This window comes from Acinetobacter sp. WY4, assembly GCF_018438165.1.
GTDB lineage: Bacteria > Pseudomonadota > Gammaproteobacteria > Pseudomonadales > Moraxellaceae > Acinetobacter.
In genome coordinates, this window is the sequence record NZ_CP053947.1 from 2,676,217 (window position 1) to 2,688,254 (window position 12,038).

General features: G+C 45.0%; 5 protein-coding genes, 6 tRNA genes and 3 rRNA genes. All 14 read left to right on the plus strand.

The genetic code is table 11. The annotated features are described in order from the left end of the window. The first annotated feature begins 147 nt into the window (after positions 1-147). The 14 genes from argJ to ibaG all read left to right on the plus strand — a co-directional run bounded on the left by argJ (position 148) and on the right by ibaG (position 12,035). On the plus strand, positions 148-1,368 hold the full coding sequence (gene argJ / locus G4D73_RS12535; RefSeq protein ID WP_195725617.1) for a bifunctional glutamate N-acetyltransferase/amino-acid acetyltransferase ArgJ: 1,221 nt from the start codon (positions 148-150) through the stop codon (positions 1,366-1,368). 153 nt (positions 1,369-1,521) lie between these two features. Beyond that, positions 1,522-2,589 carry a quinolinate synthase NadA gene (gene nadA, locus G4D73_RS12540; protein ID WP_213686890.1) on the plus strand — a complete coding sequence of 356 codons (1,068 nt, stop codon included), beginning with the start codon at positions 1,522-1,524 and terminating at the stop codon, positions 2,587-2,589. 151 nt (positions 2,590-2,740) lie between these two features. Continuing rightward, positions 2,741-2,817: transfer RNA gene (locus G4D73_RS12545), tRNA-Pro, on the plus strand. Positions 2,818-2,851: 34 nt separating this feature from the next. Further along, a tRNA-Arg gene (locus G4D73_RS12550) sits at positions 2,852-2,928 on the plus strand. A gap of 33 nt (positions 2,929-2,961) precedes the next feature. Further along, positions 2,962-3,037 (plus strand) — tRNA-His (locus G4D73_RS12555). 17 nt (positions 3,038-3,054) lie between these two features. Continuing rightward, positions 3,055-3,131: transfer RNA gene (locus tag G4D73_RS12560), tRNA-Pro, on the plus strand. A 914-nt stretch (positions 3,132-4,045) separates the two neighbouring features. Further along, positions 4,046-5,583, plus strand: a 16S ribosomal RNA gene (locus G4D73_RS12565). Between the two features lie 60 nt (positions 5,584-5,643). Next, positions 5,644-5,720 (plus strand) — tRNA-Ile (locus tag G4D73_RS12570). A 71-nt stretch (positions 5,721-5,791) separates the two neighbouring features. Beyond that, positions 5,792-5,867, plus strand: a tRNA-Ala gene (locus G4D73_RS12575). Between the two features lie 404 nt (positions 5,868-6,271). Next, positions 6,272-9,166: ribosomal RNA gene (locus G4D73_RS12580) — 23S ribosomal RNA — on the plus strand. Between the two features lie 202 nt (positions 9,167-9,368). Then, positions 9,369-9,483 (plus strand): 5S ribosomal RNA (rrf, locus tag G4D73_RS12585). Together the 16S, 23S and 5S rRNA genes with 2 tRNA genes alongside form the textbook arrangement of a ribosomal RNA operon. A 198-nt stretch (positions 9,484-9,681) precedes the next feature. Continuing rightward, on the plus strand, positions 9,682-11,133 hold the full coding sequence (locus G4D73_RS12590) for an RNA polymerase factor sigma-54 (RefSeq protein WP_213686891.1): 1,452 nt from the start codon (positions 9,682-9,684) through the stop codon (positions 11,131-11,133). A 184-nt stretch (positions 11,134-11,317) separates the two neighbouring features. After that, complete coding sequence (hpf, locus tag G4D73_RS12595) at positions 11,318-11,650, plus strand: ribosome hibernation-promoting factor, HPF/YfiA family (RefSeq protein WP_004730744.1); 333 nt, start codon at positions 11,318-11,320, stop codon at positions 11,648-11,650. 133 nt (positions 11,651-11,783) lie between these two features. After that, positions 11,784-12,035, plus strand: a complete 252-nt coding sequence (gene ibaG / locus G4D73_RS12600; protein ID WP_213686892.1) for a BolA family iron metabolism protein IbaG — start codon at positions 11,784-11,786, stop codon at positions 12,033-12,035. Positions 12,036-12,038: the final 3 nt, after the last annotated feature.

Sequence of the window (12,038 nt, forward strand, 5' to 3'; positions counted from 1 at the left end):
TTTAAAAATGTAGAAACCAGTCTTGATGACTGGTTTTTTATTGTGAAAATCCATAACAAATCTCAGGCTGGCTCAGGCTTTGGCTCGATTTTTTGTTGCAGATCAACTAAGCTGTATTTTTCTAAAACTTCAATATTGGACTTTAAAATGGCAGTTGGTGACGTATCTATGCCACAGATGCATGTGGTGAAAGGGGTTAAAATTGGTTCGGCTGAAGCCTATGTGCGCTATCAGAACCGACGTGACCTGGTGATATTTGAACTGGCTGCAGGCTCCAATGTTGCAGGGGTGTTTACCCAGAATGCCTTTTGTGCAGCACCAGTGCATGTATCTAAAGCACATTTGCAAGCGGGAAATCCACGTTACCTGGTAATCAATACCGGCAATGCCAATGCAGGAACAGGTCCTACAGGCATGGCAAATGCAGAAGCCACCTGTGCCAAGTTAGCTGAACTTGCAGGCGTACAGGCTGCTGAAGTGTTGCCATTCTCGACTGGTGTGATTGGTGAGCAGCTTCCAATGGAGCGTTTGCTTACAGGTTTACAGCCTGCGCTGGATTCATTGCGTGATGATGCCTGGGGCGATGCAGCGACTGGAATCATGACCACAGATACTACTCCGAAAGGTGCGTCAGAACAGTTCGAGCTGGATGGTGTGACTTATACCATGACCGGTATTTCCAAAGGTGCAGGCATGATTCGCCCGAATATGGCGACCATGCTGAGCTATGTTGCGACGGATGCACCGATCAGCCGTGAACTGGTTCAACAGTTATTAACTGAAACAGTCAATGTATCGTTTAACCGTATTACAATTGATGGCGATACCTCAACTAATGACTCGTGTATTTTTATTGCCACAGGTCAGGCCGGTGGTGCTGAAATCACTTCGACTGAAGATCCACGTTATGCAGTGGTGCTAGACGTATTGACACGTACCATGAAACGCCTTGCGCAACTGATTGTACGTGATGGTGAAGGTGCGACTAAATTCATTACCGTGACTGTAGAAGGTGGTGGCAATACTCAAGAGTGCTGCGATATTGCCTATAGCATTGCGCATTCACCGCTGGTCAAAACCGCAATCTTCGCTTCTGACCCAAACTGGGGCCGTATTCTGGCAGCGATTGGTTATGCCGGTGTGCCAAATTTAGACGTTGCAAAAATTCAGGTTTGGTTAGATGATGTACAAATCTGCAAAGATGGTGGTGCGGCAGCAGACTATACTGAAGCAGCCGGTGCACGTGTGATGGCCCAGGCTGAAATGACGATTCGTGTTGATCTTGGACGAGGTCAGGCAAAAGATACGGTTTATACCTGTGACCTGTCGTATGACTACGTAAAAATCAATGCAGATTATCGCTCATAATTCAGATTGTTTATAAAGCCTCCGTTGTGGGGCTTTTTTTATACTTAATGATTTTTAATGACTGGTCAAAAATAGCATTTCGCCAGAGATGACCGGGATGTAGGGTGAAAGGTTCATTGAATAGTGAACCATGAGGGTAGAGTAAGAGTTGTTATGAATGATGCGACCAAATTAATAGCCAATGAAGCTAAATCGATTGTGCAGGCGCATTTAGATCGTTTAGGTGTTCCACAAGAACATCAAATGAGCCAGCAGGAAAAATTGGACAAATTTGCACAGATCAAGGCAGAGCTGGAAAAACAGGATGCTGTTTTGGTGGCGCATTATTATTGTGATCCTGAAGTGCAAGAACTGGCTGAACTGACGGGGGGCTGTGTTTCCGATTCACTGGAAATGGCGCGTTTTGGTCGCGATCATCCAGCTTCAACGCTTGTGGTAGCTGGTGTGAAATTTATGGGCGAAACCTCTAAAATTCTTTCACCCAATAAAACCGTGCTGATGCCAACTTTGGAAGCGACCTGTTCACTGGACTTAGGTTGTCCTGTCGATGAGTTTGCCGCTTTTTGCGATGCGCACCCGGATCATACCGTGGTGGTTTATGCCAACACGTCAGCGGCCGTGAAAGCCCGAGCCGATTGGGTCGTCACTTCAAGTTGTGCAGTGGAAATTATCGAACATCTGGACAGTCTGGGCGAAAAAATCATCTGGGCACCAGATCAGCATCTGGGTCGTTATATCCAGAAAAAAACCGGTGCAGAGATGTTGCTCTGGGATGGCGCCTGTATCGTGCATGAAGAATTCCGTTCACGCGGTATTGCCAATATGAAAGCGCTCTATCCAGATGCGGCAGTTCTGGTACATCCCGAATCACCGATGTCTGTGGTCGAGATTGCCGATGCGGTGGGTAGTACCTCACAATTAATTAAAGCAGCACAAACTTTGCCAAATCAGCGTTTAATCGTAGCTACTGATCGCGGTATTTTTTATAAAATGCAGCAGGCAGTGCCGGATAAAATTCTGATTGAAGCACCAACCGCAGGAGAGGGGGCAACTTGTCGTTCTTGTGCGCATTGTCCTTGGATGGCCATGAACGAGCTGGATGGTATCTTGCATGTGTTACAGCATAAAGATCAGGCAGTGCATGTCGATCCGCTACTTGCTGAACGAGCTAAACTGCCTCTAGATCGCATGCTGAACTTTAGTGCCGGACTAAAACGTTAAAATTTGTATAAAAAATGTCTGAAGCGATTGATAAATAAACGCTTGAAGCGTTTTTTCGGTTTTTTTTAAATATAGGTGTTGACGTCTCCGGGCGTCGCGCCTAGAATGCACACCGTACCGAACGATGTTCGATACGAAAGCTGAGATGAATCGGAGCATAGCACAGCCTGGTAGTGCACCTGGTTTGGGACCAGGGGGTCGTAGGTTCGAATCCTACTGCTCCGACCAATTCTTCAAGGCAAATGATGTTTGCATCAGTAACGCGCTTGTAGCTCAGTTGGATAGAGCATCCGCCTTCTAAGCGGATGGTCACAGGTTCGAATCCTGTCAGGCGCGCCATTTGGTCGCTTGATGTTAAGAATCAAAATGATGGTGGATGTAGCTCAGTTGGTAGAGCCCTGGATTGTGATTCCAGTTGTCGCGGGTTCGAATCCCGTCATTCACCCCAACTTTTAAAGTTGAAATCGGAGCATAGCACAGCCTGGTAGTGCACCTGGTTTGGGACCAGGGGGTCGTAGGTTCGAATCCTACTGCTCCGACCATCTCCTTCAAGATGGTCGAGATAAAAGATACCGCGTTAAGCGGTTTTTTTATGCCTGAAATTCAATGTGAATAAAAAATATACAATTGTTATCGGTGGCTATCATGGTGAATGCTCGAATCCCTATTAAATTATTTTTCATCTAATAAAACTGTGCATTGAAGATTGCTTTCTTCTCGCATTGCTTCACTCTTAATTTTAATCATTCAACAATTTAACCAGAGTTTATCTATAGAGTGATTATCTTGTTGAATGGAATTTTAATGGATGGATGAGGATTATATTTTTAAAATGGGTAAGGGATTCCATAGTCAATCTATTTTATTAACTCATCTGTTGTGTTTGATCTGAAATAAAGACAATAAAAAATTTTTAGATAGATATAGCAATTAAATTAACTAGAAATACCCATTGATAAGTAAATAAACTACTTTAAAACATCAATAATTGAGTAAATTTTGAGTGAAAAATAGAAAAACCTGTATTTTTTGTAGAATAAATAAACAGTCGTGATGATTTTGCTGAATTATTTAAAAATAGGGGTTGTATTGGGTTGGGAATCCTGTAGAATGCACATCCATCGGCGGTGATGAAGATTAAAACTTCTGATAAAACAGTGACTTAGTTGAGATTGATTGAGTTGGGTTTTATTTGATAAGTTTGAAAAATAGTTTTCATTACTGGTTGACTTTCTAGAGATAGAGAGTAATATAGCCGACCTAGCTTGCTGGTGACGAATCAGCAAGAAGATCATTAAGAGATTATGAAGAACAACTTGTGTGGATTTTTACTGATTGATTGATCGAAATTATTTTCATTGATTGATGGTAGAAATTACTCGAAGTTTATTTGAGAAATATTTGTCAGAAAATTGATGAGCCAAGATTGGCACCCTTTAAGGTGCTACATAGTATTAAACTGAAGAGTTTGATCATGGCTCAGATTGAACGCTGGCGGCAGGCTTAACACATGCAAGTCGAGCGGGGAAAGGTAGCTTGCTACCTGACCTAGCGGCGGACGGGTGAGTAATGCTTAGGAATCTGCCTATTAGTGGGGGACAACATCTCGAAAGGGATGCTAATACCGCATACGTCCTACGGGAGAAAGCAGGGGACCTTCGGGCCTTGCGCTAATAGATGAGCCTAAGTCGGATTAGCTAGTTGGTGGGGTAAAGGCCTACCAAGGCGACGATCTGTAGCGGGTCTGAGAGGATGATCCGCCACACTGGGACTGAGACACGGCCCAGACTCCTACGGGAGGCAGCAGTGGGGAATATTGGACAATGGAGGCAACTCTGATCCAGCCATGCCGCGTGTGTGAAGAAGGCCTTTTGGTTGTAAAGCACTTTAAGCGAGGAGGAGGCTTACCTGGTTAATACCTGGGATAAGTGGACGTTACTCGCAGAATAAGCACCGGCTAACTCTGTGCCAGCAGCCGCGGTAATACAGAGGGTGCAAGCGTTAATCGGATTTACTGGGCGTAAAGCGCGCGTAGGTGGCCAATTAAGTCAAATGTGAAATCCCCGAGCTTAACTTGGGAATTGCATTCGATACTGGTTGGCTAGAGTATGGGAGAGGATGGTAGAATTCCAGGTGTAGCGGTGAAATGCGTAGAGATCTGGAGGAATACCGATGGCGAAGGCAGCCATCTGGCCTAATACTGACACTGAGGTGCGAAAGCATGGGGAGCAAACAGGATTAGATACCCTGGTAGTCCATGCCGTAAACGATGTCTACTAGCCGTTGGGGCCTTTGAGGCTTTAGTGGCGCAGCTAACGCGATAAGTAGACCGCCTGGGGAGTACGGTCGCAAGACTAAAACTCAAATGAATTGACGGGGGCCCGCACAAGCGGTGGAGCATGTGGTTTAATTCGATGCAACGCGAAGAACCTTACCTGGTCTTGACATAGTAAGAACTTTCCAGAGATGGATTGGTGCCTTCGGGAACTTACATACAGGTGCTGCATGGCTGTCGTCAGCTCGTGTCGTGAGATGTTGGGTTAAGTCCCGCAACGAGCGCAACCCTTTTCCTTATTTGCCAGCGGGTTAAGCCGGGAACTTTAAGGATACTGCCAGTGACAAACTGGAGGAAGGCGGGGACGACGTCAAGTCATCATGGCCCTTACGACCAGGGCTACACACGTGCTACAATGGTCGGTACAAAGGGTTGCTACCACGCGAGTGGATGCTAATCTCAAAAAGCCGATCGTAGTCCGGATTGGAGTCTGCAACTCGACTCCATGAAGTCGGAATCGCTAGTAATCGCGGATCAGAATGCCGCGGTGAATACGTTCCCGGGCCTTGTACACACCGCCCGTCACACCATGGGAGTTTGTTGCACCAGAAGTAGGTAGTCTAACCTTAGGGGGGACGCTTACCACGGTGTGGCAGATGACTGGGGTGAAGTCGTAACAAGGTAGCCGTAGGGGAACCTGCGGCTGGATCACCTCCTTAACGAAAGATTGACGATTGGTAAGAATCCACAACAAGTTGTTCTTCATACGATGTATCTGAGGGTCTGTAGCTCAGTTGGTTAGAGCACACGCTTGATAAGCGTGGGGTCACAAGTTCAAGTCTTGTCAGACCCACCAAATCTGACTAACGAAGCATGAAAGTGCTGAAGCAAACAGAACAGAACGATACATTGACTTATTGATAAGCTGGGGACTTAGCTTAGTTGGTAGAGCGCCTGCTTTGCACGCAGGAGGTCAGGAGTTCGACTCTCCTAGTCTCCACCATCACTTACATTGATCTTGAAATGATCAAGCAAACGTAAGATGAGCTAAGAAACATACAAACAGCTAGATAGCTTATAGAGCTTAGTAAGAAAGAGGCGTATGATTCGCTTCGTTGTTATTAACCTCTGTGATTTATCACAGTTTCCTGACCTGACGAAGGCTGGAAAAATCATTAACAGAATATATTTGAGTTGAAATAATTTGTTCAAACTCGTTTCAAGTAGGCAACTACAAGAAATGAGTTCTAGCGAAATTAACTGAATCAAGCGTTTTGGTATATGAATCTAATTGAAGCTGTACTGTAGTTAAATCTACGAAACGCCAACTGTATGAGCGTGATGAGAGATCATCACAATCTGTTGCTTATCCCACTTGTAAGGATAAACGACTGTTTGGGGTTGTATAGTCAAGTAATTAAGTGCATGTGGTGGATGCCTTGGCAGTCAGAGGCGATGAAAGACGTGATAGCCTGCGAAAAGCTCCGGGGAGGCGGCAAATATCCTGTGATCCGGAGATGTCTGAATGGGGAAACCCACTTACCATAAGGTAGGTATTGCAACATGAATACATAGTGTTGCAAGGCGAACGAGGGGAAGTGAAACATCTCAGTACCCTTAGGAAAAGAAATCAATTGAGATTCCCTCAGTAGCGGCGAGCGAAAGGGGAAGAGCCCATTAAGTCATATAAGTTCTAGTGGAACGCTCTGGGAAGTGCGACCGTAGACGGTGATAGTCCTGTACACGAAAGGGCTTATATGATGATGTCGAGTAGGGCGAGGCACGTGAAACCTTGTCTGAATATGGGGGGACCATCCTCCAAGGCTAAATACTCCTGACTGACCGATAGTGAACCAGTACCGTGAGGGAAAGGCGAAAAGAACCCCTGTGAGGGGAGTGAAATAGATCCTGAAACCGCATGCATACAAGCAGTGGGAGCCGGCTTAGTCCGGTGACTGCGTACCTTTTGTATAATGGGTCAGCGACTTATATTCAGTAGCAAGGTTAACCGCATAGGGGAGCCGTAGGGAAACCGAGTCTTAATAGGGCGTTTAGTTGCTGGGTATAGACCCGAAACCAGGTGATCTATCCATGAGCAGGTTGAAGGTTGGGTAACACTAACTGGAGGACCGAACCCACTGTCGTTGAAAAGCCAGGGGATGACTTGTGGATAGGGGTGAAAGGCTAATCAAACTTGGTGATAGCTGGTTCTCCCCGAAAGCTATTTAGGTAGCGCCTCGGACGAATACCATTGGGGGTAGAGCACTGTTTCGGCTAGGGGGTCATCCCGACTTACCAAACCGATGCAAACTCCGAATACCAATGAGTACTATCCGGGAGACAGACTGCGGGTGCTAACGTCCGTAGTCAAGAGGAAAACAATCCAGACCGCCAGCTAAGGCCCCAAAATTATAGTTAAGTGGGAAACGATGTGGGAAGGCATAGACAGCTAGGAGGTTGGCTTAGAAGCAGCCACCCTTTAAAGAAAGCGTAATAGCTCACTAGTCGAGTCGGCCTGCGCGGAAGATGTAACGGGGCTAAAACTATATGCCGAAGCTGCGGATGCATAATTTATTATGCGTGGTAGGGGAGCGTTCTGTAAGCCGATGAAGGTGGATTGAGAAGTCTGCTGGAGGTATCAGAAGTGCGAATGCTGACGTGAGTAACGACAATGCGAGTGAAAAACTCGCACGCTGAAAGACCAAGGGTTCCAGTCCAACGTTAATCGGGGCTGGGTGAGTCGACCCCTAAGGCGAGGCCGAGAGGCGTAGTCGATGGGAAATTGGTTAATATTCCAATACTTCTGTGTAATGCGATGAGAGGACGGAGAAGGTTAAGTCAGCCTGGCGTTGGTTGTCCAGGTGGAAGGTTGTAGGCATGTATCTTAGGCAAATCCGGGGTACTCTATGCTGAGAACTGATAGCAAGCTGTACTTGTACAGTGAAGTGGCTGATACCATGCTTCCAGGAAAAGTCTCTAAGCTTCAGTTACACAGGAATCGTACCCGAAACCGACACAGGTGGTCAGGTCGAGTAGACCAAAGCGCTTGAGAGAACTCTGCTGAAGGAACTAGGCAAAATGGTACCGTAACTTCGGGAGAAGGTACGCTGTTGTCTGTGATAGGACTTGCTCCTTGAGCGGCCGACAGCCTCAGAAACCAGGCCCCTGCAACTGTTTATTAAAAACATAGCACTCTGCAAACACGAAAGTGGACGTATAGGGTGTGATGCCTGCCCGGTGCTGGAAGGTTAATTGATGGGGTTAGCGTAAGCGAAGCTCTTGATCGAAGCCCCAGTAAACGGCGGCCGTAACTATAACGGTCCTAAGGTAGCGAAATTCCTTGTCGGGTAAGTTCCGACCTGCACGAATGGCATAATGATGGGGGCGCTGTCTCCAGCAGAGACTCAGTGAAATCGAATTCGCCGTGAAGATGCGGTGTACCCGCGGCTAGACGGAAAGACCCCGTGAACCTTTACTGCAGCTTGACATTGAACTTTGATCTTACTTGTGTAGGATAGGTGGGAGGCTTTGAAGTCGCGACGCTAGTTGCGATGGAGCCGTCCTTGAAATACCACCCTGGTAATATTGAGGTTCTAACTCTGTCCCGTTATCCGGGACGAGGACCATGTCTGGTGGGTAGTTTGACTGGGGCGGTCTCCTCCTAAAGAGTAACGGAGGAGTACGAAGGTGCGCTCAGCGTGGTCGGAAATCACGCGTAGAGTATAAAGGCAAAAGCGCGCTTAACTGCGAGACCCACAAGTCGAGCAGGTACGAAAGTAGGTCTTAGTGATCCGGTGGTTCTGTATGGAAGGGCCATCGCTCAACGGATAAAAGGTACTCTGGGGATAACAGGCTGATACCGCCCAAGAGTTCATATCGACGGCGGTGTTTGGCACCTCGATGTCGGCTCATCTCATCCTGGGGCTGAAGCAGGTCCCAAGGGTATGGCTGTTCGCCATTTAAAGAGGTACGCGAGCTGGGTTTAGAACGTCGTGAGACAGTTCGGTCCCTATCTACCGTGGGCGTTGGAAATTTGAGAGGATCTGCTCCTAGTACGAGAGGACCAGAGTGGACGAACCTCTGGTGTACCGGTTGTCACGCCAGTGGCATCGCCGGGTAGCTATGTTCGGAAGGGATAACCGCTGAAAGCATCTAAGCGGGAAGCCTACCTCAAGATAAGATTTCCCCGAGACTTTATGTCTCCTAAAGAGCCGTTGAAGACTACGACGTTGATAGGTTGGATGTGGAAGCATAGTGATATGTGAAGCTGACCAATACTAATTGCTCGTGAGGCTTGACTATACAACACCCAAACAGTTGTATATAAAGCATCAATTGATTTCATATTGATCTAACGATCAGACGAAGCCTTGATTTAGTTAAGCTAAACGAACAAACTACTGCAACTCAGATACATCTGTTAATGCATTCTATTTGAAGAAAGCTAGGCAAACGAAGCGCAAGCAACGTAGATAAGACCATAGCGAGTAAGCATACCAGTTGTGCTGGCGACCATAGCAAGAGTGAACCACCTGATCCCTTCCCGAACTCAGAAGTGAAACCTCTTAGCGCTGATGGTAGTGTGGGGTTACCCATGTGAGAGTAAGTCATCGCCAGCTCATTATTCCAAAATCCCCCTCCGCCAAGGCAGAGGGGGATTTTTTTATGCGAAAAATTAAGTATTTAAACAATTATTAGTCGCGAAAGACTAGAAATTTAAAATCCAATTTGTATGTTTTTTGGTAAATCTGTGTTATAAAAAATAAAACGGCATAAAAATTGCTTATAAAACGGGATTTTCTATTAAGGGGGTAACAATGAGATTATCAGTGGGTATAAAAATTGCGAACTCGCTGTCATTAACTCCACAATTACAGCAGGCAATTCGGCTATTACAACTTTCAAGTCTGGAATTGGAACAAGAAGTTCAGTTGCAACTTGATAGTAATCCTCTATTAGAAAAAGTTGAAGAGCAAATTACCCTTCAAAGCTTATCTACAATTGAGTCAAATAATGAAAATCAAGATCTAACTAATCAACTTAATGCCGATCATCTGCCTGATGACTTACCTGTAGATACCGATTGGGATGATGTCTATACCCATCAACCTACAAGTCTGGGGGCAGCCGAGTTCGAAGAGCGTGAAGATAATCGTCAAGGGCATCAGAGCCTGCAGGAATATATGCTGGAACAACTTAATCTCTTGAATTTTTCACAGGTTGATAAATTAATCGCTTATTGTATCGTCGACTCTCTGGACGACAAAGGTTTTTTAGATGCAGAGTTAAGTGAAATTACTGCATCAGTACAACATTTACTCTCTTCTATGGGGTCTGAAGAAGAAATTGAAGATGATGAGGTTGCCGTTGTATTAAAGCATATCCAGCGTTTGGATCCGGTAGGTGTAGGTTCTAGAAGCTTGGCAGAATGCCTATTGGTTCAACTTGATAATTTACCTGCGTCAACCCCTTGCCGAAATGATGCGATCAAACTTCTGCAACATTATGAATTGTTGATTACCAATGAGCTTCCTAAGCTGATCAAACAGACTGGCTTAAATCCAGAACAGTTGCGCTGTGCTGTAGATTTGCTAAAAACCTTAAAACCGCATCCAGGTCTGGAATTTGAAAACAAGGAATCGGATTATCAGGTGCCAGATGTTGTGGTGATGAAAAAGAATAACTGCTGGCAAGTCAATTTAAACTCGGATGTACTGCCAAAGTTACGCGTCAATTCTTTTTATGCCAAAATGATTCGTCGTGCAGATCAAAGCGATGATAATCAGTACCTGCGTAATCAGATGCTGGAAGCGAAGAACTTTATCAAAAGTATCGATGAACGGCATAAAACCTTATTGAAAGTCGCGACTTGTATTGTAGAACATCAAAAAATGTTCTTGGAAATTGGGGCGGAAGGCATGAAACCTCTGGTTTTAAGAGATATTGCCGAAGAAGTCGAATTGCATGAATCTACAGTTTCTCGTGTAACCACCAATAAATATATGCTGACCCCACGTGGATTGTTCGAGTTGAAATATTTCTTCTCGAGTCATGTCGGGACTACTTCAGGTGGTGAAGCATCTTCTACTGCTATTCGTGCCAAAATCAAAAAACTGATTTCCGAAGAAAATGCCCGTAAGCCTCTGTCTGATAATGCAATTGCCAATATGTTAAAAGATGAAGGCATTGATGTGGCACGACGTACGGTGGCGAAATATCGTGAATCGTTACATATTCCTTCATCTTCTGAGCGAAAAGTCTTGATCTAAAATTTGAAATCTGGCTATTCTAGAGATTCATTATGACAACATAATGAATCTTTTTTCTTTTGAGGATCAGTAAGATTGATTTGATTCAGGACTTAAAATACGGATATTTTATTTATAAGTTACTGTATTTAAATTATTTTATATTGAGACTCTTCTAATCCTAACGAAGGTGAGGGATAGAACTATGCAAATAACAATTCGTGGACATCATTTATCGATTACGCCAGCTATTGAAGAAAGTATAAAAACCAAGTTTTCACAGATGACGAAGCACCTAGATCAGGTGAATAGTATGCAAGTGAAACTCTCGAAAGATCATCAAATTGATAAACGCTCTAGAAAGGGCAGTAGTAATCATATCGCAGAGGCTATTATCCGATTACCGGGCATTGAATTTTTTGCTCACGCCACCGCAGATGATATGTATACCTCAATTAAAATATTAACCGAAAAACTTAAACGGCAGATTGATCGATACCGGGAAATGCATTTACAGCAGCATCCTTTAGCCCTATAAAGGACAAATGATGAAAAAGAGGTTTTAAAAGCCTCTTTTTTTTATATATATAATGTATGGATCCATGAATTATTTTTGCTATTTATAGTAAAATGGCTCGTTTTACACCCTTAGTCCTATAAGAGGTCTTGTGATGAATAATGAACAGCTCGCTGAAATTTTAGAAGCCGCTTTTCCAGAGGCGGAGGTTGCTGTGAGTGGTCAGGGCGGAAAATTTGATCTCCGTATTGTGGATGATCAATTTGAAGGTAAGCGTCCAGTTGCACGCCAACAAGCTGTTTATGCTCCTCTCAATGCCCATATTGCCAGTGGTGTAGTTCACGCAGTAACGATTCGCGCGATGACAAAAGAAGAATGGCGCAAAGCAAGCTTATTTGGAGCTTAATCA

Excerpts from the sequence above, each read along its gene's own strand:
- argJ (WP_195725617.1), top strand. The coding sequence starts at position 148 with ATGGCAGTTGGTGACGTATCTATGCCACAGATGCATGTGGTGAAAGGG.
- nadA (WP_213686890.1), top strand. The coding sequence starts at position 1,522 with ATGAATGATGCGACCAAATTAATAGCCAATGAAGCTAAATCGATTGTG.
- G4D73_RS12590 (WP_213686891.1), top strand. The coding sequence starts at position 9,682 with ATGAGATTATCAGTGGGTATAAAAATTGCGAACTCGCTGTCATTAACT.
- hpf (WP_004730744.1), top strand. The coding sequence starts at position 11,318 with ATGCAAATAACAATTCGTGGACATCATTTATCGATTACGCCAGCTATT.
- ibaG (WP_213686892.1), top strand. The coding sequence starts at position 11,784 with ATGAATAATGAACAGCTCGCTGAAATTTTAGAAGCCGCTTTTCCAGAG.